Raw genomic sequence first — 26,719 nt, forward strand, 5'->3', positions numbered from 1 at the left:
ACGACGGAGCACACCGATGAGTGACCCGGTGACCATCGACGTCCTGGTCAATCCGCCGTATCCGGTAATCATCGGCCGCGGGCTGCTCGGCGAGCTCTGCCGCATGCTCGACGGCACACACAAGGTTGCGATACTGCATCAGCCCGTGCTGTCGGCCACCGCGGAGGAAATCCGAAACCGCCTGTCCGAAAAGGGAATTGACGCGCATCGCATCGAAATTCCCGACGCCGAGGCCGGCAAGGAGCTGCCGGTGGTGGGCTTCATCTGGGAAGTGCTTGGCCGCATCGGCGTTGGCCGCCGCGATGTACTGGTCAGCCTCGGCGGCGGCGCGGCCGCCGACGTCGCAGGCTTCGCCGCGGCGACATGGCTGCGCGGCGTTGCGATCATCCACGTGCCGACCACGCTGCTCGGCATGGTCGACGCGGCGATCGGCGGCAAGACCGGCATCAACACCGAGGCAGGCAAGAACCTCGTCGGCGCATTCCATCAACCCAAGGCCGTGCTCGTCGACCTCGCCACGCTGGAAACCTTGCCGCGCAACGAGATCGTCGCCGGCATGGCCGAAATCGTGAAGGCCGGCTTCATTGCCGACCCGGTGATCCTCGACCTGATCGAAAAAGATCCGCAGACCGCGACCGACCCCGCCGGCACCGTGCTGCCCGAGCTGATCCGGCGCGCGGTCGCGGTCAAGGCCGAGGTGGTCGCCGCCGACGAAAGGGAGTCGCAACTGCGCGAAATCCTCAACTATGGCCACACGTTGGCCCACGCGATCGAACGTCGCGAGCGTTACCGGTGGCGGCACGGCGCGGCGGTGTCGGTGGGACTGGTGTTCGCCGCCGAGCTGGGCCGGCTGACCGGCCGGCTCGACGATGTCACCGCCGACCGGCATCGGGCGATTCTGACGTCGCTGGGGCTCCCCGTCACCTACGACCCAGACGCGTTGCCGCAACTGATCGAATACATGTCGGGCGACAAGAAGACGCGTGCCGGGGTGCTGCGGTTCGTGGTGCTCGACGGGCTGGCCAAGCCGGCGCGGCTGGAAGGCCCGGATCCGTCGTTGCTGGCGGCGGCCTACAGCGAGGTCGCCGCGGGCGCGCGAGAAGCGCCGGCGGACCGCGGATGATCACCGTGCAGGTGATCAACGGGCCCAATCTGGGTCGGCTCGGCCTGCGCGAACCGGCCGTGTACGGCAGCACCACTCATGACGACCTGGCCGGGCTGATCGAGCAAACCGCCACCGAGCTGGGTTTGAAAGCCGTTGTGCGGCAAAGTGATAGCGAGTCCGAGCTGCTGGACTGGATTCACCAGGCCGCCGACGCGGGTGAACCGGTGGTGCTCAACGCGGGCGGGCTCACCCACACATCGGTGGCGCTTCGCGACGCGTGTGCGGAGTTGAAGGCACCTCTCATCGAGGTGCACATCTCGAATGTCTACCGCCGCGAGGAGTTTCGGCACCGCTCGTATGTCAGCGCGGTGGCCACCGGCGTGATCGTCGGCCTGGGGGTGCAGGGCTATCTGCTGGCGCTTCGCTACCTGGCCGACTCGCCGCCGGAGCGCGACTCGCCGCCGGAACCCGACTCGCCGCCGGAGCGCGACTCGCCGCCGGAGCCCGACTCGCCGCCGGAGCCCTCCCGGCGTTCGGACTGAATCCGCTGCGGCGCGGTCCTCGGTTCCGACTCGGGTGCGGGCTGGCTACCGGCCGGTCGAGTCGCCTCCTCCTCGGCCGCTTCGTGGCCCGCCCGCCCGCCGCCGACCGCGGCGAACACGTCGGTGTCGGGGTTTTCGTCGTCGCTGCGGTGCCGGCCGACCGTCTCGCCGCGGCGTTCGGCCTGGCGGTCGGTGATCCACCGGCCGACGGAAACCCCGATGACCGCCATGACGAAGGTCAGCAGCGCGGTGAACGCCGCGACGGTGGTCACCTCGTTGAGCAGCCCCTGGACATAGAGGCCCTTGAAGAACAGCGCGATGAACCAGGTGATGGCGCCGCTGAGCACGCCGGCGACCACGCCGGCCACCAGCCACGTCATCGCCAGGTCGGCGCGGCGGTCGGGATCGGGCTCGCTGGCGGCGTCCGCGCGGCCGTCGAAGAAACCCCAAATCAGTGCGGCGAGCGCATAGAGCACCAGCAAGAACACGCTGATCAGAAGCGCCTGCGTTTCCCAGGTGTTGATCATCGCGCCCTGCAGCAGCCGCACGGCCACCATCGCGACCGTAAACGCCAATCCCCGCAGCAACCATGACCTCATGGGCCATGACTGTAGCGAGTAGCGTCAACCGTCGTGACACATTCCCAGCGTCGCGACCGGCTGCGGGCCCGGCTGCGGGCCGACCAGCTCGACGCGATGCTGGTCACCGACCTGTTCAACGTGCGTTATCTGGCGGGCTTTTCCGGCTCCAACGGCGCGCTGCTGGTCTACGCGGACGACGACGCCCGCAGCCGGCTGGCCACCGACGGTCGGTACCGTACCCAGGCCGCGCGGCAGGCCCCCGATCTGCAGGTCAGCATCGAGCGGGCGGTCGGCCCGCACTTGGTTGGGCTGGCCGCCGCCGACGGCGTCGCGCGACTGGGCTTCGAGAGCCACGTGGTCACCGTCGACGGTTACGACGCGCTCGCGAAGGCGGCCGGCGACACCGAGCTGGTGCGCGCGTCCGGCAGCGTCGAGGCGCTGCGCGAGGTCAAGGACGACGGCGAGACAGCGCTGCTGCGGCTGGCGTGCGAGATCGCCGACGCGGCGCTGACGGATCTGATCCGGCGCGGCGGCCTGCGGCCCGGCCGAACCGAACGGCAGGTGGGCCGCGAGCTGGAGGCGCTGATGTATGACCACGGCGCCGACGGCGTGTCGTTCGAGACGATCGTGGCGGCCGGGCCGAACTCCGCGATCCCGCACCATCGGCCGACCGACAGCGAACTGAAGGCCGGTGACTTCGTCAAGCTGGACTTCGGCGCCGAGGTCGGCGGCTACCACTCCGACATGACGCGCACCTTCGTGCTCGGAGCCGCCGCGCAGTGGCAGCTCGACCTCTACCAGCTCGTCGCGACCGCGCAGCGCGCCGGCCGCGAGGCGCTGGCACCCGGGGTGTCGCTCAGCGACATCGACGCCGCGTCACGGCGGATCATCGCCGACGCCGGGCACGGCGATCACTTCGGGCACGGGCTGGGCCACGGCGTCGGCCTGCAGATCCACGAAGCGCCCGGGATCAATGCCAAGGCCGTCGGTACACTTCTTTCTGGCTCCGCGGTCACCGTCGAGCCCGGTGTCTACTTGCCCGATCGCGGCGGTGTCCGCATCGAGGACACCCTGGTCGTGGGCCCCAAGAGCCCGGAATTGCTAACCCGGTTCCCGAAGGAACTGGCGATCCTCTAGGAGTTGTACCGACCGTGGCAACCACCGCCGACTTCAAGAACGGTCTCGTCCTGCAGATTGACGGCCAGCTGTGGCAGATCGTCGAGTTCCAGCATGTCAAGCCCGGCAAGGGGCCGGCGTTCGTGCGCACCAAGCTCAAGAACGTGCTGTCGGGCAAGGTCGTGGACAGGACGTTCAACGCGGGGGTGAAGGTCGACACCGCGACCGTCGACCGCCGCGACACCACCTTTCTGTATCGGGACGGCTCGGACTTCGTGTTCATGGACAGCGAGGACTACGAGCAGCACCCGCTGCCGGAGTCGCTGGTCGGCGACGCCGCTCGTTTCCTGCTCGAGGGCATGCCGGTGCAGGTGGCGTTTCACGACGGCGCGCCGCTCTACATTGAGCTGCCGGTGACCGTCGAGCTGGCGGTCACCCACACCGAGCCCGGCCTGCAGGGCGACCGGTCCAGCGCCGGCACCAAGCCGGCCACCGTGGAGACGGGCGCCCAGATCAATGTGCCCCTGTTCATCAACACCGGCGACAAGCTGAAGGTCGACACCCGCGACGGCAGCTACCTCGGCCGGGTCAATGCCTGAGCGTAAACCGGAGCGCGGCCGACACCAGGCCCGCAGGCGCGCCGTCGATCTGCTGTTCGAGGCCGAAGCCCGCGGGTTGACCGCTGCCGAGGTGGCCCACGCGCGAAATGCGTTGGCGCAGAAGCAGTCCGACGTGATACCGCTGAACCCGTACACGGTGACCGTCGCGTGTGGCGTGACCGAGCACGCCGCGCACATCGACGACCTGATCTCCGCGCACCTGCAAGGCTGGACACTGGAGCGGTTGCCCGCCGTCGACCGGGCCATCCTGCGGGTGGCGGTCTGGGAGCTGTTGCACGCCGACGACGTGCCCGAGCCGGTGGCGGTCGACGAAGCCGTGGAGCTGGCCAAGAAGCTGTCCACCGACGAGTCGCCGGGATTCGTCAACGGCGTGCTCGGTCAGGTCATGCTGGTGACACCGCAGATCCGGGCGGCGGCCGCGGCGGTGCGTGGACGTGGGCCGGAGTCATAGTGGACGCGCCGCAGGATTGGGCGCCGTACTCCAACCCGGAGGAGGCCGCCAAGGTTTATCTGCGCGACCCCGACGTGGCGCTGGTGCACCTGCGCGGCTTGGTGGAGTTGTCGGCGATCCGGTCGTTCATCATGTCGCGGCGAAGCACCAACGAGACATGGGGTGAGGCGCTCTGGCAGGAAGTGGTGCTGACCGACGGCCTGCGGCTCATCGTGTGGCGGGCGACCGACCAACGCACCGACGATCCGGATCCGCGCCGGGTGCTCGAGTCGTCGGTGCGGACGATCCTGCTGTCGACGATCACCGATCAGGTCCTGACCACCGAATACGATGTGCTCGCCGACGGCACCCGGCGGCTGTCGGAGGTCACGCTGCGCCTGTACACGCAGCTGATTACCCGCAGTCATCAAAAGTCGGCGACCGACACCGACCTGTACTGCGAGTCGTTTCGCTTCTACAAGTCGGTGGACGACGGCGGGCTCGCCCAGATGGAGCGCCTCATGCAGTTCGGCCGGGCGCTTTCTCGCTCGATGAACCCGCCGGTCTCGCCGAGTCCCCGGCACACTGTCGCGACGGGAGAGGGGTCATGAGCCCGCTGAAGCTTCGGGTGGTTGCCGCCAGTGTGCTGGCGGCGTCGGTCGTGCTGGGCGCGGTCGCGTGTGCCGCGTTCGGATGGGCGGCCGTCGCGGCGGCGCTGGCGATCTACGCGCTTGGCGCGGGCGCCTGGCTGTACCACGCGATCGAGCGTTACCTGGTGGCCAAGCGCGTCGACACCGTCATCGAGGCCAACCGGCTCAACCCATTTCGCTCGGCGGCCAAGCCGCTGCTGCCGGTGATGGCCGCGGTCATGGGCCTCACCCAGGCAGTCGTTCGCGCGCTCAGCGATTCCACCGATCTGCACCAGCGCAGCGACATTTCGCTGCGGCGGCCCCGCCATCCCGCGATCACCCGTCGCGTCAAGCGCGACGAGGAGCTCTGACCGCGACCGCCACCGAATTCGAGTAGTCGGCTACTCATGCCACCGCCGCAACGGCAGGGCATCATCGAATCGCCTGCGGCCAACCCAAGACGGCCGGCCGGCGAACGTGGGTCAAGCGATTGTCCGAGCGGGGGATCATAGGACAACCGCAAGACCCGCTAGATGGGCCCCCTCGGCTGGAGGGGGCCCATCGCCCACCCGGTCCCGGGCCGCCCGGTAGGGCATACGCATCGGTCAGCCTGCGGAATCCAACGCCCGGTAGGTGCGGCTCACGAACTTCGGCAAGGCGGTCATCAGCGCGGCCTGCGACGTGTTGCCGGCAATCGCGGCCGCGTCCGGCGCGACCGTGGGGTGGTTCTGGATCAGATAGATCAGGATCAGCTCGCTGCTCGGGTCGGCCTGCCACCAGGTGCCGTATGCGCCGGGCCAACCGAACGTGCCCAACCCGCCGCGGCCGAACAACGGCCTGGACTTGGCCGGGTCGGTCACCACCGATAGCCCCAGCCCGAACCCGCGGCCCACCCAGTACGGCGCCCCGAGGAACGGCATGCGCTTCTGATCGGCGGTCAGGCGATCGGTTCGCATCAGCCGCACCGACTCGCGCGAGAGCACCCGGGTGCCGTCGATTTCGCCGTCGGCCAGCAGCATTCGCGCGAACCGCAGGTAGTCGTCGGCCGTCGACCACAGTCCGCCGCCGCCCTGGCAGAACGCGGGCGGCGCGATCGGCGGCGGCCCCATCACATCGTGGGAAAGCCGGTTGTCCTCGTCGAGCGTGTACATCGTCGCCGCGCGCTGCCGCGCCTCCGGCGTGATGAAGAAGCCGGTGTCGGTCGTGCCGAGCGGCTCCAGGATCCGCTCGGCCAGCACCTCGTGCAGCTCCTTGCACTCGATTCGCGACAGGATGATGCCAAGCACGTCGGTGGCGTGACTGTAGGTCAGCCGCTCACCGGGTTGGTGTACCAGCGGCAGCGCGGTCAGCTCCTTCAGCCAGACGTCGAACCCCTGCCGCATCGGCAGCCGCATGTACGCCGCGGACAGCGGGCCGGTGATCGAGAACGCGTACGCCAGGCCGCTGCGGTGTGTCATCAGATCGTCGACGGTGATCAGCCGCTGCGCCGGGCGGGTCTTGTCCAGCGGGCCGTTCGGGTCGGCCAGCACGCGCATGTGCTCGAACTCCGGCAACCAGCGCACGATCGGATCGCCCAGCGCGAGCTTGCCCTCGTCGACCAGCGTCATCGCCGCGGCCGTCGTCACCGGTTTGGTCATCGACGCGATCCGGAACACCGTGTCGCGCCGCATCGGCGTCCCGGCGTCCACGTCGCGCATGCCGATCTCGTTGACCTGCAGGATCCGGTCGCCCCGCCACACCAGCGTGACCGCGCCCGACAACAGCCCCGCGTCGACCGCTTCGCGGATCGGTGCCCGGTTACCGTCGAGGTTCACCCGCCCAAGGTTAGCCAGCGCAGTCAGCGGCGCTCGGCTTGCACCAGCCAGAACGCCATTTCGGGCAGGTCCACGGGGCGCACGGTCGCCGGCTCCAGCGACGTGATGTCCCAGCCGGCGCCGGCGAGCGTCTCGCGCAGCGTCTGCTCGGAGACCACCGGGCGCGGGAATTCGTCGTCGACGGGGTTGGCGTCGGAGAAACAGCCGAGCAGCAGCCGCGCACCCGGCCGGGTTGCCCGCTGCAGCGCGGCCAGGTAGGCGCGCTTGCCGTCGTCGTCGAGGCAGTGGTACATGCCGCTGTCGATGACGGTGTCGAACGCGTCGCGGTAACCCTCGAGCCTGGTGGCGTCGGCGACGGCGAACTTGACGTCCACACCCGCGTCGTTGGCCCGCCGTTCCGCGGTGATCAACGCGGTCGGGGAGATGTCCAGCCCGGTGACGGCGTGGCCCTGCTTGGCGAGGTAGATCGCGTTGTCGCCGAGGCCGCAGCCGATGTCGAGCACATCGCCGCGCACCAGACCGGCTTCCTGCCAGGCCACGACATTTTCCTTGGGCGCCTTGGTGTCCCACGGCGGCGACGGCATCGGCGGCACGCCTTCGGCCGGACTTTCGCCGCGGTAGAGGGCGTCGAAATCGAATTGCGGAAGGGGGGAAGGGGTTGTCATTTCCGCCAGCGTAGCGCGGTGCTCGGCGCGGCCTCAGTCGGCGGCCGGGCGGAGGCGGAAGACGCGGATCTCGCGGGGCGCACACCTGGCCTGGTAGCGCTCATAGCCGGCATAGAAGTCGACGGCCTTCGCCCACGCCGTGGCGCGGGCGTCGCCGGTGAGCAGCTCGGCCTTGTACCGCGCGGGCGGACCCCGGAACTCGACCGTGCAGTCCGGGTTGGCCAACAGGTTCGCGCTCCACGCCGGGTGGTTTGCCCGACCGTAGTTGGAGCCGATGGCCAGCAGCCCGTCGCCGTCCTTGATCAGCGTCAGCGGGTGGGTGCGCGGCCGCCCCGACTTGGCACCGGCGGTGGTGACGAGTCCCACCGTGTTGAGGCCGGCGGAGCTCAGCCGGCCGTTGCTTCGAGGGATGACCACCTTGTCGATCCGCGGGGCCAGGTGCAGCAGGAACCAGTAGCCGGCCGGACTCATCGCGAAGCGCTCGACAAGTGCTTCGTCGAGTCGCAGCCGCCGTCCTCTGATCGCGCTGTGCCGCCGAAGGCTCACGGCTGGGACGTTATCAGCGTGTGCGCGCCGTCGGTGGCAATCGCTCGATGATAAGCTCGCCGCAGTTCGACATCCTTTAAAGGTCCGTCCAGCGAGGCGGAGAAGGAGGTCTGGGTCGACCGTGGGCGCCACCACCGATCGGGAATTGATGTCCGCGGCGGACGTCGGCCGCACCATTTCCCGCATCGCCCACCAGATCATCGAAAAGACCGCTCTCGACGGCGCCGATGCGCCTCGCGTGGTGTTGCTGGGCATCCCGACGCGTGGCGTCATCCTGGCCGCGAGGCTGGCCGACAAGATCAAAGAGTTCGCCGGCGGGGCCGTCCCGCACGGCGCGCTCGACATCACGCTCTACCGCGACGACCTGAACATCAAGCCGCCCCGGCCATTGGAGAACACGTCGATCCCCGAGGGTGGCGTCGACGACGCGCTGGTGATCCTCGTCGACGACGTCCTGTATTCCGGGCGCTCGGTGCGCTCGGCGCTGGATGCACTGCGCGACATCGGCAGGCCGCGGATCGTGCAATTGGCGGTGCTCGTCGACCGCGGCCACCGCGAGCTGCCGCTGCGCGCCGACTATGTGGGCAAGAACGTCCCGACCTCGCGCAGCGAGAGCGTGCACGTGCTGCTGTCCGAACACGACGGCCGCGATGGCGTGGTGATTTCCCGATGAGCGCTTGCGCAAAGAGCCGAGGGCACCGATGAGCGCTTGCGCGAAGAGCCGAGGGACCCGATGAGCCGACACCTGCTGGCCGCCTCCGACCTGAGCCGCGACGACGCGACCGCGATCCTCGACAACGCCGACCGGTTCAGCCAGGCGCTGTTGGGCCGCGAGGTGCGCAAGCTGCCGACGCTGCGCGGGCGCACCGTGATCACGATGTTCTACGAAAACTCCACCCGCACCCGGGTGTCGTTCGAGGTGGCGGGCAAGTGGATGAGCGCCGACGTGATCAACGTCAGCGCGACGGGCTCCTCGGTCGGCAAGGGGGAGTCGCTGCGCGACACCGCGCTGACACTTCGCGCGGCGGGCGCCGACGCGCTGATCATCCGCCACTCGGCGTCGGGAGCGGCCCAGCAGCTGGCGGAGTGGACCGCGACCGCAGACGGCGGGCCCGCGGTGATCAATGCCGGCGACGGCACTCATGAGCACCCGACGCAGGCGCTGCTGGACGCGCTGACGATCCGTCAGCGCCTCGGTGCCATCGAAGGCCAGCGGGTGGTAATCGTCGGCGACATCCTGCACAGCCGGGTGGCACGCTCGAATGTCGTGTTGCTCAACACCCTTGGCGCCGAGGTGGTATTGGTCGCACCGCCCACGCTGCTGCCGGTCGGCGTGGGCGACTGGCCGGTGACGGTGTCCTACGACCTGGACGCCGAACTGCCGGTGGCCGACGCGGTGCTGATGCTGCGGGTCCAGGCCGAGCGCATGACCGGCGGCTTCTTCCCGTCCGCCCGCGAATACTCGGTGCGCTACGGGCTGTCGGAACGGCGGCAGGCGGTGCTGCCCGGCCACGCCGTCGTGATGCACCCGGGGCCGATGCTGCGCGGCATGGAGATCTCCTCGCCGGTCGCCGACTCGACGCAGTCGGCGGTGCTGCAACAGGTTTCCAACGGTGTACACGTCCGCATGGCGGTGCTGTTCCATCTGCTGGTGGGCGCGCAGGAGGCCGTGGCATGAGCGTGCTGATCCGCGGGGTGCGGCCGTACGGCGAGGGCGACCGTGTCGACGTGCTCGTCGACGACGGACAGATCGCCCGCATCGCGCCGCTCATCGACCCGGCCGGCCACGACACGGCCGACGTCATCGACGCCACCGGCCATGTGCTGCTGCCGGGACTGGTCGACCTGCACACCCACCTGCGCGAGCCCGGCCGCGAATACGCCGAAACGATCGAAACCGGCTCGGCCGCAGCGGCTTTGGGCGGATACACCGCGGTGTTCGCGATGGCCAACACGAACCCGGTGGCCGACAGCCCCGTCGTCACCGACCACGTCTGGCAGCGCGGCCAGCAGGTCGGGCTGGTCGACGTGCACCCGGTCGGAGCGGTCACCGTCGGCCTGGCCGGCGCTCAGCTCACCGAGATGGGATTGATGGCCGCGGGCACGGCACAGGTGCGGATGTTCTCCGACGACGGCAAGTGTGTGTGGGATCCGCTGGTGATGCGCCGCGCGCTGGAGTACGCCACCGGTCTCGGCGTGTTGGTCGCCCAGCACGCCGAGGAGCCGCGGCTGACGATCGGCGCGGTCGCGCACGAGGGACCCAACGCCGCCCGGCTCGGGTTGTCGGGCTGGCCCCGCGCCGCCGAGGAGTCGATCGTCGCCCGCGACGCGCTGCTGGCCCGCGACGCCGGCGCCCGGGTGCACATTTGCCACGCCTCCACGGCCGGCACTGTCGAAATCGTGAAATGGGCTAAGGCTCAAGGTATTTCGATTACCGCCGAGGTGACACCGCATCATCTGGCCCTCGACGACGGCCGGTTGGCCGGCTATGACGGGGTGAATCGGGTCAACCCGCCGCTGCGCGAAGCCGCCGACGTGGAGGCGCTGCGCCAAGGGCTGGCCGACGGGGTGATCGACTGCGTGGCCACCGACCACGCCCCGCACGCCGAGCATGAGAAGGTGTGCGAGTTCGCGAACGCGTTGCCCGGCATGCTCGGGTTGCAGACCGCGCTGTCGGTGGTTGTCCGGACCATGGTCAAGCCGGGCCTGCTGAGCTGGCGCGACGTGGCGCGGGTGATGAGCGAGAACCCGGCCCGCATCGTGGGGCTGCCCGATCACGGCCGCCCGCTGGACGTCGGCGAGCCGGCCAACATCACCGTTGTCGACCCCGATGCCACCTGGACGGTGCGCGGCGCCGACCTGGCCAGCTCGTCGGCGAACACGCCGTACGAGTCGATGACGCTGCCCGCGACGGTCACCGCGACGCTGCTGCGGGGCAAGGTCACCGCCCGGGACGGAAAGAGCCCGGCGTGAACACACCCACCCTGGTCGCCTCGCTGGTCATGGCCGCCGTGCTCGCGGTGGTGGCGCTGCTGGTGATCCGGGCGATGATGCGGGGTTGGCTGCGTCGGGCCCGGCGGCAGGCCGAGCTGATCGGCCGTTTGCCGCCGGTGCCAACCGAACTCGGCCCCGTCACGATCGAGCCGACGCCCGGCCTTTACGTGGGCAGCACGCTGGCGCCGAGCTGGCAGGACCGCATCGCGGTCGGCGACCTCGGATACCGGGCCAGGGCGGTGCTGACCCGCCACACCGACGGCATCCTGATGCAACGCAGCGGTGCGACCCCGTTGTGGATACCCGAGCCGTCGATCACCGCGATCCGCACCGAACGCGCGATCGCGGGCAAGGTGCTGACCCACGCCGGCATCCTGGCGATCCGCTGGCGATTGCCGTCGGGCACCGAGATCGATACCGGGTTTCGCGGCAATGACCGGCGGAAATACGCTCAGTGGGTGGAACAGCCATGAGCACAGCACATCTGTACCTCGAAGACGGCCGGGTGTTCACCGGCACGCCGTTCGGGGCCCGCGGCGAGACACTCGGTGAGGCGGTGTTCTGCACCGGAATGTCGGGTTACCAGGAGACGCTGACCGACCCGAGCTATCACCGTCAGATCGTCGTCGCGACCGCGCCGCAGATCGGCAACACCGGCTGGAATCACGAGGACGGTGAAAGCCGGCGCGACCGGATATGGGTGGCCGGCTACGCCGTTCGCGACCCGTCGCCGCGGGCGTCGAACTGGCGGGCCACCGGCACCCTCGAAGACGAACTTGTCCGGCAGCGCATCGTCGGCATCGCCGGCATCGACACCCGGGCCGTCGTGCGTCATCTGCGCAGCCGCGGGTCGATGAAGGCCGGCATCTTCTCCGGCGGCGCGGTGACCGATGCCGGCACGATGCTGCGGCGAGTCCGCAGTCAACCGTCCATGCTGGGCGCCGATCTCGCCGGTGAGGTCAGCACCGAGGCCGGCTATGTCGTGCAAGCCCAAGGGCAGCAACGGTTTACCGTCGCGGTGCTTGACTTGGGCATCAAGACCAACACGCCGCGTAACTTCGCCCGCCGCGGAATTAGCAGCCACGTGCTGCCGTCGACGACCACCTTCGACCAGATCGCCGACCTGCGGCCCGACGGCGTGTTCTTGTCCAACGGACCCGGCGACCCCGCCACCGCCGACCACGTCGTCGCGGTCACCCGCGAGGTGATCGGTGCCGGAATACCGTTGTTCGGCATCTGTTTCGGCAACCAGATCCTCGGCCGCGCGCTGGGCAGGCCCACCTACAAGATGACGTTCGGACACCGCGGCATCAATGTGCCGGTGATCGACCACGCCACCGGACGGGTCGCGGTGACCGCGCAGAATCACGGGTTCGCGCTGGAGGGCGAGGCGGGGGAGCGCTTCGACACCGAGTTCGGACCCGCGATCGTCAGCCACACCTGTGCCAACGACGGCGTCGTCGAGGGCATCAAACTCGCTGATGGGCGCGCATTTTCGGTGCAGTACCACCCGGAGGCCGCCGCCGGCCCGCACGATGCGGAATACCTGTTCGACCAGTTCGTCGACCTGATGGACGCGTCGAGTGTGCGGTTTCGTACGCGACACGCCGACGTGGCGTACAAATCCGCACACTCGCGACCAGCCGGCCCGCACGGTCGCGACGAGGGGGCCCGCTAGATGCCGCGCCGCACCGACCTGAACCATGTGCTGGTGATCGGCTCCGGGCCGATCGTCATCGGGCAGGCCTGCGAGTTCGACTACTCCGGCACCCAGGCGTGCCGGGTGCTCAAGGCCGAGGGTCTGCAGGTCAGCCTGGTCAACTCGAACCCGGCGACGATCATGACCGACCCCGAGTTCGCCGACCACACCTACGTGGAGCCGATCACTCCGGCGTTCGTCGAGCGGGTGATCGCCCAACAGGCCCAGCGCGGCAACAAGATCGACGCCATGCTGGCGACGCTCGGCGGCCAGACCGCACTGAACACCGCCGTCGCGCTGTACGAGAACGGGGTGCTGGACGCCTACGGTGTCGAGCTGATCGGCGCCGACTTCGACGCGATCCAGCGCGGCGAGGACCGGCAGCGGTTCAAGGACATCGTCGCGAAGGTCGGTGGCGAATCCGCACGCTCCCGTGTCTGCTTCACGATGGACGAGGTCACCGAGACCGTCGAGGAACTCGGTCTGCCGGTGGTGGTGCGGCCGTCGTTCACGATGGGCGGACTGGGCTCCGGGATGGCGCGCACCGTGCAGGACGTGCGGCGCATGGCCGGCGACGGCCTGGCCGCCTCGCCGTCCGCCAACGTGCTGATCGAGGAATCCGTTTACGGCTGGAAGGAATTCGAGCTCGAACTCATGCGCGACGGCCACGACAACGTCGTCGTGGTGTGCTCGATCGAGAACGTCGACCCGATGGGAGTGCACACCGGCGACTCGGTGACCGTCGCGCCGGCGATGACGCTGACCGACCGCGAATACCAGCGCATGCGCGACCTGGGCATCGCGATCCTGCGCGAGGTCGGCGTCGACACCGGCGGCTGCAACATCCAATTCGGTGTCAATCCGGCCGACGGGCGGCTGATCGTGATCGAGATGAACCCGCGAGTGTCGCGGTCGTCGGCGCTGGCGTCCAAGGCCACCGGGTTCCCGATCGCCAAGATCGCCGCCAAGCTCGCGATCGGCTACACGCTCGACGAGATCCTCAACGACATCACCAAGCAGACCCCGGCCTGCTTCGAGCCGACGCTGGACTACGTCGTGGTCAAGGCGCCGCGGTTCGCGTTCGAGAAGTTTCCCGGCGCCGACCCGACGCTGACCACCACGATGAAGTCCGTCGGTGAAGCAATGTCGCTCGGCCGCAACTTCATTGAAGCCCTCGGCAAGGTGATGCGGTCCCTGGAGACCAGCCGCGCCGGGTTCTGGACGACGCCCGACCCGGACGTCACGGTCGACGAACTGCTCCAGCGGCTGCACACCCCGTCCGAGGGCCGGCTCTACGACGCCGAACTGGCGCTGCGGCTCGGCGCGTCGGTCGAGCAGGTATCCGAGGCGTCCGGTGTCGACCCGTGGTTCATCGAGCAGGTCGCCGGGCTGGTGACGCTGCGTCGCGAGCTGGAAACCGTGCCGGTGCTCACCGAGGCGCTGCTGCGACGCGCCAAGCACTGCGGGCTCTCGGATCGCCAGATCGCCGCGCTCAGGCCGGAATTGGCCGGCGAGGCCGGCGTGCGCACGCTGCGCCAGCGGCTCGGCATTCATCCGGTGTTCAAGACCGTCGACACTTGCGCGGCGGAGTTCGAGGCCAGGACGCCCTACCACTACAGCAGCTACGAGCTCGACCCGGCCGCCGAGACCGAGGTCGCGCCGCAAGCCCAAAAGCCCAAGGTGCTGATCCTCGGCTCGGGGCCGAACCGGATCGGTCAGGGCATCGAATTCGACTACAGCTGCGTGCATGCGGCGACCACGCTGTCCGAAGCCGGCTTCGAGACGGTGATGGTCAACTGCAACCCCGAGACCGTCTCCACCGACTACGACACCGCCGACCGACTGTACTTCGAGCCGCTGACCTTCGAGGACGTCCTCGAGGTGTGCCATGCCGAATCACAATCCGGCGCAGGCGGTCCCGGCGTGGCCGGCGTCATCGTGCAACTCGGCGGCCAGACGCCGCTGGGGCTGGCGCAGCGGCTCGCCGACGCCGGAGTGCCGATCGTGGGCACCCGCCCGGACGCCATCGACCGGGCCGAGGACCGTGGCGCGTTCGGCGAAGTGCTCGGCGCGGCTGGGCTGCCGGCGCCGCGCTACGGCACCGCGACGAGTTTCGACGCGGCCCGCAAGATCGCCGCCGAGATCGGCTATCCGGTGCTGGTCCGGCCGTCGTACGTGCTGGGCGGGCGCGGCATGGAGATCGTCTACGACGAACAAACCCTGCACGGCTACATCACTCGCGCCACCGAGCTGTCACCCGAGCACCCGGTGCTGGTGGATCGGTTCCTGGAGGACGCGATCGAGATCGATGTCGACGCGCTGTGCGACGGCACCGAGGTGTACATCGGCGGCATCATGGAACACATCGAGGAGGCCGGCATTCACTCCGGCGACTCGGCGTGCGCGCTGCCGCCGGTCACGTTGGGCCGCAGCGACATCGACAAGGTGCGGCACGCGACCGAGGCGATCGCGCACGGGATCGGCGTCGTCGGGCTGCTCAACGTGCAGTACGCGCTGAAGGACGACGTGCTCTACGTCCTGGAGGCCAACCCGCGTGCCAGCCGCACCGTGCCGTTCGTCTCGAAGGCCACCGCGGTGCCGCTCGCCAAGGCGTGCTCGCGAATCATGCTCGGCGAAACCATTTCCCAGCTGCGCGACGAGGGAATGCTGGTGCACACCGGCGACGGCGCCACCACGGCGCCGCACGCTCCGATCGCGGTCAAGGAGGCCGTGCTGCCGTTCCACCGGTTCCGCCGGGCCGACGGCTCCGGCGTCGACTCGCTGCTCGGCCCGGAGATGAAATCGACCGGCGAGGTGATGGGCATCGACCAGGATTTCGGCAGCGCGTTCGCCAAGAGTCAGACCGCCGCCTACGGCTCGCTGCCCGCCCAGGGCACCGTGTTCGTCTCCGTCGCCAACCGCGACAAGCGCTCGCTGGTGTTCCCGGTCAAGCGGCTCGCCGACCTCGGATTCCGGGTGCTGGCCACCGAGGGAACCGCGGAAATGCTGCGGCGCAACGGGATTCCGTGCGACGAGGTGCGCAAGCACTTTGAGAAGCCCAGCGGAGCCGATCCCCGTGTTTCCGCGGTCGACGCGATCAAGGCCGGCGAGGTGGACATGGTGATCAACACCCCGTACGGCAACTCCGGGCCGCGCATCGACGGCTATGAGATCCGTTCGGCCGCCGTGGCGATGAGCATCCCGTGCGTGACCACGGTGCAGGGTGCCTCGGCGGCGGTCCAGGGCATCGAGTCGGGCATCCGCGGCGACATCGGGGTGATGTCGCTGCAGGAACTGCATGCGGCGCTGGGCGGGCGGTAGCGGTGCCCGGGTTCGGCGCCAGGCTGGCCGCCGCGATCGCCGACCGCGGCCCGCTGTGCCTTGGCATCGACCCGCACCCCGAGCTGCTGCGGGCCTGGGGACTGCCCGAGGACGCCGACGGGCTCGCCGCGTTCAGCGATGTGTGCGTGCAGGCGTTCGGCGGGTTCGCGGTGGTCAAACCGCAGGTGGCGTTCTTTGAGGCCTACGGGTCGGCGGGTTATGCGGTGCTGGAGCGCACGATCGCCGCGTTGCGCCGTGCCGGCGTGCTGGTGCTGGCCGACGCCAAACGCGGCGACATCGGCACCACGATGGCCGGCTACGCCGCGGCCTGGGCCGGCGACTCGCCGCTTGCTGCCGACGCCGTCACCGCGAACCCCTACCTGGGCTTCGGCTCGCTGTGCCCGCTGCTGGAGACCGCCGCCACGCACCACCGCGGTGTTTTCGTGCTCGCCGCGACGTCGAACCCCGAAGGTGCCAGCGTCCAGACCGCCGACGCGGGCGGACGCTCGGTCGCACAGTTGATCGTCGACGCCGTCGCTGCGGTCAACCAGAACACGCAGCCGGAGCCGGGCTCGGTCGGCGTGGTGGTCGGCGCCACCGTGGCCCACGTCCCCGATCTGAGTCGGATGGGGGGGCCGGTGCTGGTGCCCGGCGTCGGCGCGCAGGGCGGACGCCCGCAGGAGCTTGGCGGCATGGGCGGCGTGCGCCCCGGGCAGCTGCTGCCGGCGGTGTCGCGCGAGGTGCTGCGCAGCGGGCCGGGTGTCGCCGCACTGCGGGGGGCGGCGGAGCGCATCCGCGACGCGGTGGCCTACCTGGCCTGAACCACGCCGAAGAACACCAGACACCCCAGCACCACCGCTCGCATCAGTCACCCGCGTTGCCCGCCAGGCCGTCTACTACGCGGAGTAGTTAACGTAATCGTCAGCGCAATGATTTGCCAGTCGTGCTGTTCAGCGCGGGGTTGACGCCGGTCCGACACGCGCAACCTCGGAAAAACTGTCAAAAATCTCCCGCTTCGGCGTTCAGCGAAATGTTTGCTTCGCTGTGGCGAACCGCCGCGCCCCTGCCCCGAACCCGAAAACTGTTGGGAGTCATAACGATCCGGTCACAAGACGATGACCCAGCCAACCCCGGGCAAGCGTGACGCAGCTCGGCCGCCACGTCGCCGACAAGCGCGACACGCTGGCGATTTAGGGTCGCAACCAGGGGGTGGGGTTCGCAATCGTCAGCCGGCGTGGGTACGGTCGTCGTCGCTGGTCGGATACAACCGGCCGAGGCAAAAACAATGATCGTGACGAGACGGAGGAATCGTGGCCCTTCCCCAGTTGACAGACGAGCAGCGCGCCGCTGCCTTGGAGAAGGCTGCTGCCGCCCGTCGTGCGCGGGCCGAGCTGAAGGATCGGCTCAAGCGAGGCGGCACCAACCTCAAGCAAGTGCTCAAGGACGCCGAGACCGATGAGGTCCTGGGCAAGATGAAGGTTTCCGCACTGCTGGAAGCGTTGCCCAAGGTCGGCAAGGTCAAGGCGCAGGAGATCATGACTGAACTGGAGATCGCCCCGACTCGCCGGCTGCGCGGCCTCGGTGATCGTCAGCGCAAGGCACTGCTGGAAAAGTTCAACTCGGCGTGACCGCCGGCGGCGGACCGGGCAGCCAGCCAGACCCCAAGGGTCGCATCGTGGTGCTGTCCGGTCCCTCGGCCGTCGGAAAAACCTCCCTGGTCCGCTGCCTGCGCGACCGCGTCGCCGACCTGTACTTCAGCGTCTCGGCCACCACGCGACGACCTCGCCCGGGCGAAGTGGACGGGGTCGACTATCACTTCGTCACCCCCGAGCAATTTCAGCGACTGATCGACGACGGCGCGCTGTTGGAGTGGGCCGAGATACACGGCGGGCTGCACCGGTCCGGCACCCCGGCCGAACCGATTCACGAGGCGGCGGCCGCCGGGCGCCCCGTGCTCATCGAGGTCGACCTGGCCGGCGCCCGGGCGATCAAGAAGGCGCTGCCCGAGGCCACCGCGGTGTTCGTCGCGCCGCCCAGCTGGGCGGCGCTGGAGAGCAGGCTGGTCGGCCGCGGCACCGAATCACCCGAGGTGATGGCCCGCCGGCTGGCCACCGCTCGCGAGGAATTGGCCGCCCGACACGACTTCGACACTGTGGTGGTGAACACGCAATTGGAGACCGCGTGCGCGGAATTGATAGCCTTGCTTATGGGAACCGCGCCGGACCCGGCGTGATCGACCCGCAGAACTTCGAATCTTCTTCCTAGGAGAATGCCTTCGTGAGCACGCCCCACGCCGACGGGCCCTTGGCGGCCGTGCCCGCCGTCGACTTGGAAGACCACAAGTCCGACCCGGCGACCGCCTACGACACGCCGCTGGGCATCACCAACCCGCCCATCGACGAGTTGCTCGATCGCGCGTCGAGCAAGTACGCGCTGGTGATCTACGCGGCCAAGCGCGCCCGCCAGATCAACGACTACTACAACCAGCTCGGCGAGGGAATCCTCGAGTACGTCGGGCCGCTGGTCGAGCCCGGCCTGCAGGAGAAGCCGCTGTCGATCGCACTGCGCGAGATCCACGCCGACCTGCTCGAGCACACCGAGGGCGAGTAGCGGGCCGGCCCAAATGGACGGCAAGCGGATCATCGTCGGAGTCTCCGGCGGAATCGCCGCTTACAAGGCGTGCTCGGTGGTCCGCCAGCTCGTCGAGGCCGGCCACCGCGTCCGGGTCATCCCGACCGAGTCCGCATTGCGCTTCGTCGGCGCCGCCACCTTCGAGGCGCTCTCGGGTGAGCCGGTGCACACCGACGTCTGGGCGGAAGTCCCCGAGGTCCCGCACGTGCACCTCGGCAAGCAGGCCGAGCTGGTCGTCGTCGCCCCGGCCACCGCCGATGTGCTGGCCCGCGCCGCGCACGGACGCGCCGACGACCTGCTGACCGCGACACTGTTGACCGCGCGATGTCCGGTGCTGTTCGCGCCGGCGATGCACACCGAGATGTGGCTGCACCCGGCCACCGCCGACAATGTCGCGGCCCTGCGCCGACGCGGCGCGGTGGTGTTGGAGCCCGCCGCTGGCCGGCTCACCGGCAGCGACACCGGCGCAGGCCGGCTGCCCGAACCCGAAGAGATCACCACGTTCGCCGAACTGCTGCTGGCCCGCGGCGACGCGCTGCCCTACGACCTGGCCGGCTGCAAGGTGCTGGTCACCGCGGGCGGCACCAGGGAGCCGATCGACCCGGTGCGGTTCATCGGCAACCGCAGCTCGGGAAAGCAGGGCTACGCCGTGGCCCGCGTCGCCGCGCAGCGCGGCGCCGAGGTGACGTTGATCACCGGTCACACCGCCGGGCTGATCGACCCGGCCGGCGTGCACGTGGTGCGCGTCAGCTCGGCCGAGCAATTGGGCGACGCGGTGTCCAAGCACGCCCCGGAAGCGCACGTGCTCGTGATGGCCGCCGCGGTGGCCGACTTCCGGCCCGTGCACGCGGCGGCCAGCAAGATCAAGAAGGGCCCGGAGGCGCCGCCGGTCATCGAGTTGACCCGCACCGACGACGTGCTGGCGGGCGCGGTGCGGGCCCGGGCCGACGGGCAGCTGCCCAACATGCGCGCGATCGTCGGCTTCGCCGCCGAGACCGGTGACGCGAACGGCGACGTGCTCTTTCACGCCAGGGCCAAGCTCCGCCGCAAGGGCTGCGACCTGCTCGTGGTCAACGCCGTCGGGGAGAACCGCGCGTTCGAGGTGGACAGCAACGACGGCTGGTTGCTGGCCGCCGACGGCACCGAGGTCGCGCTGGAACACGGTTCCAAGACGCTGATGGCCAGCCGTATCGTGGACGCGATCGTGACTTTCCTGCGCGGCAGCGGCTAGCCGCAGCCGGCGGGCGGGCAGGCGGAGCGACCCGGGGAATCGAACCGCACCGCGCGAAAGCCTTGCACACCGTCGGGCACGATATTATTCGATTAACTAAGTTTTGGACGAGTCGGAGGGACGAGGACGTGAGCACAACAGGTCGGCTGTTCACCAGCGAGTCGGTGACCGAGGGCCATCCCGACAAGATCTGCGATGCGATCAGCGACTCGGTGCTCGACGCGATGCTTGAGCAGGATCCGCGCTCGCGGGTTGCGGTGGAGACCCTCGTCACCACGGGGCAGGTGCACGTCGCGGGTGAGGTGACCACGTCGGCCTACGTCGAGATCCCCAGGATCGTGCGCGACCGCATCCTCGAGATCGGCTACGACTCGTCGGCGAAGGGCTTCGACGGCGCGTCGTGCGGCGTGAACATCGCGATCGGCCAGCAGTCCCCCGACATCGCCCAGGGCGTCGACACCGCCTACGAGGCGCGGGTGGAAGGCGAGCACGACCCGCTGGACTTGCAGGGTGCCGGCGACCAGGGCCTGATGTTCGGCTACGCGATCTCCGACACTCCCGAGCTGATGCCGCTGCCGATCGCGCTAGCCCACCGGCTGGCGCGCCGGCTGGCCGAGGTCCGCAAGGGCGGTGTGCTGCCGTATCTGCGGCCCGACGGCAAGACCCAGGTCACGATCGAGTACGACGGCACCACCCCGGTGCGGCTGGACACCGTCGTGGTCTCGACCCAGCACGCCGCCGACATCGACCTGGACAACATGCTGGCGCCCGACATCCGCGAAAAGGTGCTCAATACCGTGCTCGATGATCTGGGCCACTCGACCCTCGACGCGTCGTCGGTGCGGCTGCTGGTGAATCCGACCGGCAAATTCGTGCTGGGCGGCCCGATGGGCGACGCCGGGCTGACCGGCCGCAAGATCATCGTCGACACCTACGGCGGATGGGCCCGCCACGGCGGCGGGGCGTTTTCCGGCAAGGATCCGTCCAAGGTGGACCGTTCGGCGGCGTACGCGATGCGCTGGGTGGCAAAGAACGTGGTCGCAGCGGGGCTCGCGGAACGCGTCGAGGTGCAGGTGGCCTACGCGATCGGCAAGGCCGCGCCGGTTGGCCTGTTCGTCGAGACGTTCGGCACCGAGACCGTCGACCCCGCCAAGATCGAGAAGGCCATCACCGAGGTGTTCGACCTGCGGCCCGGCGCGATCATCCGCGACCTGGACCTGCTGCGCCCGCTCTACGCGCAGACCGCGGCCTACGGTCACTTCGGCCGCACCGACATCGAGCTGCCGTGGGAGCAGCTGAACAAGGTCGACGCGCTCAAGTCAGCCGTCTGACCACCGGCCGTCGCTCTTGGCGGCGTCGATCTCGCGCGTGCCGGCCGCGCATCCGCCCCTTATCGACGAGGCCGTTGCGCGCGTTCGACATTGGGACCTCGACCACGGCCCGGCTCGGGCTTCTCGGCCATCAGAGGTCCTTACCCGGCGCCCTCGGCGGAACCGGTCAACCGCCCGAAGAGTTCCCACGCGCTGCGTTCGACCCAGTTGCACAACAGCTTTCCGTCCTCGCGTACCGCCCAGATCGCGGTGCCGGTGAATTCGATGTCCTGCTGGTCGGGCGGGGTGCCGAGGATTCCGTTGTTCTTGCCGGTGATTCGCCAGCGCGACGCGACGCGGCTGCCGTCGGGGTTCTGAAATGATTCCGCGACTTCCAGATGCAGGTCATTGACTTGTTCAAGGAAACGCCGCACCCATTCCTTGAAGTTCTGTCTGCCCTTGATTTCCTGGCCGGCATTGACGATGACGAAGTCGTCGACCACGAACCGGTCGACGGCCTCCGGGTCGTGCGCGTTCCAGACCGCCTCCCAGAACGCCTCCACTGTCGCAACGGGATTCATGCCGGGTGCAGCGCCGCGTTGAGGGCGTCTAATCCGCGGGCCGTCGCGTCGGTGGCGGCCGGCACGACGCCGGCGTAGCCGAGGTAGCCGTGCACCAGCGTCTCGGCGTTGTGCAGCTCGACCGGGACACCGGCCGCGGCGAGGAGTTCGGCGTAGCGGATGCCGTCATCGCGCAGCGGATCGTGGCCGGCGACGGCGATGTAAGCCGGTGGCAGCCCGGTCAGATCCTTGGCGCGCGCGGGCATCAACGTCGCCGGGGCATCGGTCAGGTCCATGTCACCGACGTACCAGCGGGAGAATCCCTTGACCCCGTCGATGTCGAGGATCGGCGCGTCCGCGTTCTCGGTGAACGACGGCAGCGACGTGTCCCAGGTTGTCGACGGATACCACAGCAGCTGAAACGCGATGGGCGGCCCACCTTTGTCGCGGGCCAGTTGTGCCACGACGGCGGCAAGGTTGCCGCCGGCCGAGTCGCCGGCGACCGCCAGCCTGTTCGGGTCGGCGCCGAGTTCGCCGCCGTGGGCGGCCACCCACTGGGTGGCCGCCCACGCGTCCTCGACGGCCGCCGGGTATGGGTGCTCCGGCGCCAGCCGGTAGTCCACCGAGACCACCAGCGCACCGGCGCCCGCGGTGTGCAGGCGCGCCTCGCGGTCGTAGGTGTCGAGGTCACCGACCGACCATCCGCCACCGTGGAAAAACACCACCACCGGCGGGGTGGTCTCGGCGCCCGGCCAGTACACCCGAATCGGAATCTTTGCGGCCGGCCCGTCGATGGTGCGGTCCTCGACGCGGAGCTCCGGGTGCACCTCACGGCGCGGCAGGTCGCGAAACCGCTGCCGGGCGAGCGCGGCACCGCCGTCGGTCGTCAACTTGAACGGGACGGCCTGCAGTACCTTCTGCAGGATGGCGTCGACGCCCGGCTTCTCGTCTGCAACGGACATGGGGACACCGTACGTATCCCGTCTGGTTGTCGGCGCTTGGGCCGCCGCGGGCTGGGCCGCTATCGCATACGGGCTGTTTCTGACCGTGAACGCGATGCGCCGGCCGCCCGGCGCGGAGCTCACCGGACTGTGGGTCGGCCAGCCGGCGTTCAAGGCCTCGATGGCGCTGCTGCTCACGATCGCGGCGACCGCACACCCGATCGTGCGGGAGCGCCGCTGGCTGATGCCGGCGCTGCTGTTCTCGGCCGCCGGCGACTGGCTGCTCGCAATCCCTTGGTGGGCAATGTCTTTCGTCGGCGGTCTTGGGGCGTTTCTGATTGCCCACCTGTGCTACCTGTCGGCACTGATACCCCTTGCCCGGCGATCCACGCCCCGGCTGGTCGCGGTCGCGGTCACCGTCGCGGCGTGCGCGGCGCTGCTGGCCTGGTTGTGGCCGCGGCTGGGCCGCGACGGGCTGACGCTGCCGGTCACCGGCTACATCGCGGTGCTGTGTGCAATGGTGTGCGCCGCGCTGCTGGCCCGGTTGCCGACACCGTGGACCGCGGCGGGTGCGGTGTGCTTCGCGGTGTCCGACGCCATGATCGGGATCGGGCGCTTCGTGTTGGACAACGAGGCGCTTGCGGTGCCGATCTGGTGGGCCTACGCGGCCGCGCAGGTGTTGATCACGGCCGGATTCTTCTTCGGTCGCGTGTCCGGCGCCTCCGCCGAACCAACCACGTGACCGCCACCCGGCACGCCGCCGAGCTGGAGCCGATCGCGCGGGTGCTGCCGATGCTGTCCGTGCCGCACCTGGACCGCGCGTTCGACTACCAGGTCGCCGCCGAGCAGTCCGACGACGCACAACCGGGTGTGCGGGTGCGGGTGCGATTCCACGGCCGGCTCGTCGACGCGTTCGTGCTCGAACGGCGCTCCGACACCGACCACGCCGGCCGGCTCGGCTGGCTGGACCGCGTGGTGTCGGCCGAGCGGGTGCTGACGCCCGAGGTGCGCCGGCTGGTCGACGCGGTCGCCGCGCGCTACGCAGGCACCCGGGCGGACGTGCTGCGGCTGGCCGTGCCGCCGCGGCATGCGGCGGTCGAACGAGAAGCCGTCGAACCGGTGGCCGCGCCGCTGGCGGCACCGGTCGACCAGGCGGCGTGGGCCGCCTACGGCCGCGGCGACCAGTTTCTGACCGCGCTGGCACAGGCCCGCGCGGCCCGCGCGGTCTGGCAGGCCCTGCCGGGTGAACTGTGGCCGGCCCGGCTCGCCGAGGCCGCGGCGGTGGCCGTGGGTTCGGGCCGCGGCGTGTTGGCCGTGGTGCCCGATCAGCGCGACGTCGACGCGCTGCTCTCGCAGGCCGTGCGGCACGTCGACCCGCACTGCGTGGTGGCGCTGTCGGCTGGCCTGGGCCCCGCCGAACGCTACCGGCGCTGGCTGGCGGTGCTGCGCGGCCGCGCGCGGCTGGTGGTCGGCACCCGCAGCGCGGTGTTCGCCCCGGTCGCCGACCTCGGATTGGTGCTGGTGTGGGACGACGGCGACGACACGTTGGCCGAGCCGCGGGCCCCCTATCCGCACGCCAGGGAGGTGGCGATGCTGCGCGCCCACCAGCTGCGGTGCGCGGCGCTGATCGGCGGCTACGCCCGCACCGCCGAGGCCCAGTCGCTGGTACGCAGCCGGTGGGCACACGACCTGGTCGCGGCCCGACCGGTGGTGCGGTCGCACGCCCCCCGCGTCGTCGCACTCGACGACAGCGGATACGCCGAGTCCCGTGACCCCGCGGCGCGCACCGCCCGGTTGCCGTCGATGGCGCTGCGGGCGGCCCGGGCCGCGCTGGAGGCCGCGCTGCCGGTGCTGGTGCAGGTGCCGCGTCGCGGGTACGTGCCGGCGTTGGCGTGCTCACGGTGCCGGGCGATAGCGCGGTGCCGGCACTGCACCGGCCCGCTGTCGCTGCCCGATCGCGACGCGCAGGGCGTGGTGTGTCGGTGGTGCGGCCGCATCGACCCCGCCGTCCGCTGCGCCCGCTGCGGCGCCGATACCGTCCGGGCGGTCGTGGTCGGCGCCCGGCGTACCGCCGAGGAGCTGGGGCGGGCGTTCCCCGGCACCACGGTGATCACATCCGGCGGCGACACGGTGGTGAGCAGCGTCGCGGCGGGTCCGGCCGTCATCGTTGCGACACCGGGCGCCGAGCCGCGGGTCGCGGGCGGGTACGGCGCCGCGATGCTGCTCGACGCGTGGGCGCTGCTGGGCCGCCAGGACCTCAGGGCCGCCGAGGACACGCTGCGGCGATGGATGGCTGCCGCGGCGCTGGTGCGCTCGCGCACCGACGGCGGTGTGGTTGCGGTGGTGGCCGATTCGGCGATTCCGACCGTGCAGGCGCTGGTCCGGTGGGATCCCGTCGGGCACGCCGACGCCGAGCTGGATGCCCGCACCGAGGTGGGGTTGCCGCCGAGCGTGCACATCGCCGCGGTGGACGGGCGGCCCGAATCGGTGGCCGCACTTCTTGACACCGCGCAGCTACCCGACGGCGCCGAGCCGCTCGGCCCCGTCGAGCTCCCGAGCGGTGCCCGCCGACCGGCGGGCACCGCGGCCGAAGCAGTGGTGACCCGCATGCTGATCCGCGTCGACCGCGACAAGGGATTGACGTTGGCGGCCGCGCTGCGCCGCGCGACCGTGGTGCTGTCCGCCCGTCACGACCACGAACCCGTGCGCGTCCAAATCGATCCGCTGCACGTCGGTTGACCGCGGCTTGCACACGACCGGATAGCGTGGTGGCCGAGCGATTTTCGGCTCCGATTGGGCCAGAAGTCCACCAAGCGAGTAGGGTTTGGTTTGCAAGGTCAACTAAGCCTGTGCCGTCGCGGTCAGCGCCAAACTTCATGATGTCACGCGACCTGGACGGGATACGGCGCCCGCGGTGATCAAAATCGCCGTGGCAAACGGTTGGAGGCGCGATGGACATCGTTCTTGGTGTCTCGATGACGCCAACAACGGTCCGCATGGTGCTGGTCGAAGGGGCCGAGGCCGACGGCGCGACCGTTGATCACGACGTTTTTGACATCGTCGGCGGTGACGGCGCGGCCACTTCAAGCGCGCCCGATCAAGTCATCGCCGCGATTCTCGGCACCCGGGAGTCGGCCGACGCGGGCGGCCACCGATTGATCTCGACGGGTGTGGTGTGGAGTGACCACGTCGAGGCCGCGACGCTGCGCGACGCGTTGGCCGCGCGCGGCATCGAGGACGTCATGCTGGTCTCGGAGTTACACGCGGCGGGAGCGCTCGCCCAGGCCGCGGGTCGGGCCGTCGGCCACCACAAGACCGCGCTGTTGTTCATTGAGCGCGACACCGCGACGCTCTCGGCCGTCGAGACCGGCGACGGCTCGATTGTCAAGGCCGACACCCGGAGCCTGCACAGCGCCGACGCGATGGACGTGCTGACCGACATGGTGGCCGCGCTGGAAGAGGATTCGTCGCCGGCCGAGGGCATCTTTGTGCTCGGCTCCGGGGTGGACGTCGATGCGGTGAAGGACCACCTGCAACACCACGTGTCGATCCCCGTCAGCGCGCCGGACGACCCGGAAATGGCGCTGGCCCGAGGTGCGGCGCTGGCTTCGGCGAGCGCACCGGAGCTCGACGCGTCGACCGTCGGGCTGGCCTACTCGCAGGATCCCGACGGCACGACCGCGGGCAAGGCGTATCCGGCCGAGGACCCGTCGACCGAAGGCACCGAGCTGGTGACCGTCGCCCCAGCCGAAGGCCAACCCGACCGCAAGCCGTTCATGCTGGTCGGCAGCTCGCTGACGGCGATCTTCGTGGTCGGCGTGGTGGCCCTCGTCATTTCGCTCGCGGTCAGCATCCGCCCGACCGTGGACACTCGACCCAGCCCGGGCCAGAGCCCGGCCGCGCCGAACATGGCGGCCGCGCCTCCGGCGGTAGCGCAAGCGCCACCCGCTCAGCCTCCACCGGCCGCGCCGCCGCCGCCCGCGG

The 26,719-nt window shown here is 69.9% G+C and carries 27 protein-coding genes and 1 pseudogene; 22 read left to right on the top strand and 6 right to left on the bottom strand.

The annotated features are described in order from the left end of the window. Positions 1–16 precede the first annotated feature (16 nt). Entirely contained in the window at positions 17–1,123 is a 1,107-nt protein-coding gene (gene aroB, locus VE759_RS20915) for a 3-dehydroquinate synthase (protein ID WP_324935995.1), read from the top strand. Then, positions 1,120–1,542, top strand: a pseudogene (gene aroQ, locus VE759_RS20920) (type II 3-dehydroquinate dehydratase); the annotation flags it as partial. The gene aroB and the pseudogene aroQ, both read left to right, overlap by 4 nt. Here the strand turns inward: aroQ and VE759_RS20925 are convergent. After that, the gene (locus VE759_RS20925; RefSeq protein ID WP_324935997.1) at positions 1,530–2,246 is read right to left on the bottom strand and encodes a B-4DMT family transporter; all 717 of its coding nucleotides are present in this window, start codon (positions 2,244–2,246) and stop codon (positions 1,530–1,532) included. The pseudogene aroQ and the gene VE759_RS20925 sit on opposite strands and share 13 nt — an antisense overlap. Positions 2,247–2,279: 33 nt before the next feature. Here VE759_RS20925 and VE759_RS20930 point away from each other — a divergent pair, with 33 nt between their 5' ends. The 5 genes from VE759_RS20930 to VE759_RS20950 are packed head-to-tail and all read left to right on the top strand — an operon-like array spanning position 2,280 to position 5,394. After that, positions 2,280–3,365, top strand: a complete 1,086-nt coding sequence (locus VE759_RS20930; protein WP_324935999.1) for a Xaa-Pro peptidase family protein — start codon at positions 2,280–2,282, stop codon at positions 3,363–3,365. 14 nt (positions 3,366–3,379) lie between these two features. Further along, positions 3,380–3,943, top strand: coding sequence for an elongation factor P (gene efp, locus VE759_RS20935; RefSeq protein ID WP_324936001.1), 564 nt, complete (start codon positions 3,380–3,382; stop codon positions 3,941–3,943). Further along, positions 3,936–4,415, top strand: coding sequence for a transcription antitermination factor NusB (nusB, locus tag VE759_RS20940; RefSeq protein WP_324936003.1), 480 nt, complete (start codon positions 3,936–3,938; stop codon positions 4,413–4,415). Before efp ends, nusB begins: the two co-directional genes overlap by 8 nt. After that, entirely contained in the window at positions 4,415–5,005 is a 591-nt protein-coding gene (locus tag VE759_RS20945; RefSeq protein WP_324936005.1) for a hypothetical protein, read from the top strand. Before nusB ends, VE759_RS20945 begins: the two co-directional genes overlap by 1 nt. Beyond that, on the top strand, positions 5,002–5,394 hold the full coding sequence (locus VE759_RS20950; RefSeq protein WP_324936007.1) for an antitermination protein NusB: 393 nt from the start codon (positions 5,002–5,004) through the stop codon (positions 5,392–5,394). The genes VE759_RS20945 and VE759_RS20950 overlap by 4 nt, the downstream gene beginning before the upstream one ends. Positions 5,395–5,628: 234 nt before the next feature. Here VE759_RS20950 and VE759_RS20955 read toward each other — a convergent pair whose 3' ends face one another. The 3 genes from VE759_RS20955 to VE759_RS20965 are packed head-to-tail and all read right to left on the bottom strand — an operon-like array spanning position 5,629 to position 8,048. Beyond that, a complete protein-coding gene (locus VE759_RS20955) occupies positions 5,629–6,837 on the bottom strand; it encodes a serine hydrolase domain-containing protein (protein ID WP_324936009.1) in 1,209 nt (402 codons plus the stop codon). A gap of 23 nt (positions 6,838–6,860) precedes the next feature. Further along, positions 6,861–7,502, bottom strand: a complete 642-nt coding sequence (locus tag VE759_RS20960; protein ID WP_324936010.1) for a class I SAM-dependent methyltransferase — start codon at positions 7,500–7,502, stop codon at positions 6,861–6,863. 33 nt (positions 7,503–7,535) lie between these two features. Then, entirely contained in the window at positions 7,536–8,048 is a 513-nt protein-coding gene (locus VE759_RS20965) for a nitroreductase family deazaflavin-dependent oxidoreductase (RefSeq protein ID WP_324936012.1), read from the bottom strand. A gap of 121 nt (positions 8,049–8,169) precedes the next feature. Here VE759_RS20965 and pyrR point away from each other — a divergent pair, with 121 nt between their 5' ends. From pyrR to metK, 12 genes are all read left to right on the top strand, one after another. Next, positions 8,170–8,721, top strand: a complete 552-nt coding sequence (pyrR, locus tag VE759_RS20970) for a bifunctional pyr operon transcriptional regulator/uracil phosphoribosyltransferase PyrR (RefSeq protein WP_324936014.1) — start codon at positions 8,170–8,172, stop codon at positions 8,719–8,721. Between the two features lie 60 nt (positions 8,722–8,781). After that, the gene (locus tag VE759_RS20975) at positions 8,782–9,726 is read left to right on the top strand and encodes an aspartate carbamoyltransferase catalytic subunit (RefSeq protein ID WP_324936016.1); all 945 of its coding nucleotides are present in this window, start codon (positions 8,782–8,784) and stop codon (positions 9,724–9,726) included. Beyond that, the gene (locus tag VE759_RS20980; RefSeq protein ID WP_324936018.1) at positions 9,723–11,021 is read left to right on the top strand and encodes a dihydroorotase; all 1,299 of its coding nucleotides are present in this window, start codon (positions 9,723–9,725) and stop codon (positions 11,019–11,021) included. The genes VE759_RS20975 and VE759_RS20980 overlap by 4 nt, the downstream gene beginning before the upstream one ends. Beyond that, on the top strand, positions 11,018–11,515 hold the full coding sequence (locus VE759_RS20985; protein ID WP_324936020.1) for a transporter: 498 nt from the start codon (positions 11,018–11,020) through the stop codon (positions 11,513–11,515). The genes VE759_RS20980 and VE759_RS20985 overlap by 4 nt, the downstream gene beginning before the upstream one ends. Continuing rightward, complete coding sequence (gene carA / locus VE759_RS20990; protein ID WP_324936022.1) at positions 11,512–12,720, top strand: glutamine-hydrolyzing carbamoyl-phosphate synthase small subunit; 1,209 nt, start codon at positions 11,512–11,514, stop codon at positions 12,718–12,720. Before VE759_RS20985 ends, carA begins: the two co-directional genes overlap by 4 nt. Beyond that, positions 12,721–16,062, top strand: coding sequence for a carbamoyl-phosphate synthase large subunit (carB, locus tag VE759_RS20995; protein WP_324936024.1), 3,342 nt, complete (start codon positions 12,721–12,723; stop codon positions 16,060–16,062). A gap of 2 nt (positions 16,063–16,064) precedes the next feature. Continuing rightward, positions 16,065–16,883, top strand: coding sequence for an orotidine-5'-phosphate decarboxylase (gene pyrF / locus VE759_RS21000; protein WP_324936026.1), 819 nt, complete (start codon positions 16,065–16,067; stop codon positions 16,881–16,883). Positions 16,884–17,372: 489 nt separating this feature from the next. Then, positions 17,373–17,690: an integration host factor, actinobacterial type gene (mihF, locus tag VE759_RS21005; RefSeq protein WP_324936028.1), complete on the top strand. Its 318-nt coding sequence runs from the start codon at positions 17,373–17,375 to the stop codon at positions 17,688–17,690. After that, a complete protein-coding gene (gmk, locus tag VE759_RS21010) occupies positions 17,687–18,295 on the top strand; it encodes a guanylate kinase (RefSeq protein WP_324936030.1) in 609 nt (202 codons plus the stop codon). Before mihF ends, gmk begins: the two co-directional genes overlap by 4 nt. 44 nt (positions 18,296–18,339) lie before the next feature. Beyond that, positions 18,340–18,672: a DNA-directed RNA polymerase subunit omega gene (gene rpoZ, locus VE759_RS21015; protein ID WP_324936032.1), complete on the top strand. Its 333-nt coding sequence runs from the start codon at positions 18,340–18,342 to the stop codon at positions 18,670–18,672. A gap of 13 nt (positions 18,673–18,685) precedes the next feature. Then, positions 18,686–19,924: a bifunctional phosphopantothenoylcysteine decarboxylase/phosphopantothenate--cysteine ligase CoaBC gene (gene coaBC, locus VE759_RS21020; RefSeq protein WP_324936034.1), complete on the top strand. Its 1,239-nt coding sequence runs from the start codon at positions 18,686–18,688 to the stop codon at positions 19,922–19,924. A gap of 128 nt (positions 19,925–20,052) precedes the next feature. Continuing rightward, positions 20,053–21,255, top strand: a complete 1,203-nt coding sequence (gene metK / locus VE759_RS21025; protein ID WP_324936036.1) for a methionine adenosyltransferase — start codon at positions 20,053–20,055, stop codon at positions 21,253–21,255. A 140-nt stretch (positions 21,256–21,395) separates the two neighbouring features. On the opposite strand, the gene VE759_RS21030 is transcribed toward metK, so the two are convergent. Continuing rightward, entirely contained in the window at positions 21,396–21,815 is a 420-nt protein-coding gene (locus VE759_RS21030) for an ester cyclase (RefSeq protein ID WP_324936038.1), read from the bottom strand. Beyond that, complete coding sequence (locus VE759_RS21035) at positions 21,812–22,756, bottom strand: alpha/beta hydrolase (RefSeq protein ID WP_324936040.1); 945 nt, start codon at positions 22,754–22,756, stop codon at positions 21,812–21,814. The genes VE759_RS21030 and VE759_RS21035 overlap by 4 nt, the downstream gene beginning before the upstream one ends. Here VE759_RS21035 and VE759_RS21040 point away from each other — a divergent pair. From VE759_RS21040 to VE759_RS21050, 3 genes are all read left to right on the top strand, one after another. Further along, entirely contained in the window at positions 22,755–23,477 is a 723-nt protein-coding gene (locus VE759_RS21040; protein WP_324936041.1) for a lysoplasmalogenase, read from the top strand. The genes VE759_RS21035 and VE759_RS21040 overlap by 2 nt on opposite strands. A 50-nt stretch (positions 23,478–23,527) precedes the next feature. After that, positions 23,528–25,474, top strand: coding sequence for a primosomal protein N' (locus VE759_RS21045; protein WP_324936049.1), 1,947 nt, complete (start codon positions 23,528–23,530; stop codon positions 25,472–25,474). Between the two features lie 212 nt (positions 25,475–25,686). Then, positions 25,687–26,719, top strand: a 1,033-nt coding sequence (locus VE759_RS21050; protein WP_422656577.1) for a DUF7159 family protein, incomplete at its 3' end; no start/stop codon positions are given.

The organism is Mycobacterium sp. (genome assembly GCF_035640695.1).
Classification (GTDB): Bacteria; Actinomycetota; Actinomycetes; order Mycobacteriales; family Mycobacteriaceae; genus Mycobacterium.

Excerpts from the sequence above, each read along its gene's own strand:
- aroB (WP_324935995.1), top strand. The coding sequence starts at position 17 with ATGAGTGACCCGGTGACCATCGACGTCCTGGTCAATCCGCCGTATCCG.
- VE759_RS20980 (WP_324936018.1), top strand. The coding sequence starts at position 9,723 with ATGAGCGTGCTGATCCGCGGGGTGCGGCCGTACGGCGAGGGCGACCGT.
- carA (WP_324936022.1), top strand. The coding sequence starts at position 11,512 with ATGAGCACAGCACATCTGTACCTCGAAGACGGCCGGGTGTTCACCGGC.
- nusB (WP_324936003.1), top strand. The coding sequence starts at position 3,936 with ATGCCTGAGCGTAAACCGGAGCGCGGCCGACACCAGGCCCGCAGGCGC.
- VE759_RS20975 (WP_324936016.1), top strand. The coding sequence starts at position 8,782 with ATGAGCCGACACCTGCTGGCCGCCTCCGACCTGAGCCGCGACGACGCG.
- VE759_RS20950 (WP_324936007.1), top strand. The coding sequence starts at position 5,002 with ATGAGCCCGCTGAAGCTTCGGGTGGTTGCCGCCAGTGTGCTGGCGGCG.
- VE759_RS21030 (WP_324936038.1), bottom strand. The coding sequence starts at position 21,815 with ATGAATCCCGTTGCGACAGTGGAGGCGTTCTGGGAGGCGGTCTGGAAC.
- VE759_RS21035 (WP_324936040.1), bottom strand. The coding sequence starts at position 22,756 with ATGTCCGTTGCAGACGAGAAGCCGGGCGTCGACGCCATCCTGCAGAAG.
- carB (WP_324936024.1), top strand. The coding sequence starts at position 12,721 with ATGCCGCGCCGCACCGACCTGAACCATGTGCTGGTGATCGGCTCCGGG.
- VE759_RS21045 (WP_324936049.1), top strand. The coding sequence starts at position 23,528 with ATGCTGTCCGTGCCGCACCTGGACCGCGCGTTCGACTACCAGGTCGCC.
- VE759_RS20960 (WP_324936010.1), bottom strand. The coding sequence starts at position 7,502 with ATGACAACCCCTTCCCCCCTTCCGCAATTCGATTTCGACGCCCTCTAC.
- coaBC (WP_324936034.1), top strand. The coding sequence starts at position 18,686 with ATGGACGGCAAGCGGATCATCGTCGGAGTCTCCGGCGGAATCGCCGCT.
- VE759_RS21040 (WP_324936041.1), top strand. The coding sequence starts at position 22,755 with ATGGGGACACCGTACGTATCCCGTCTGGTTGTCGGCGCTTGGGCCGCC.
- VE759_RS20925 (WP_324935997.1), bottom strand. The coding sequence starts at position 2,246 with ATGAGGTCATGGTTGCTGCGGGGATTGGCGTTTACGGTCGCGATGGTG.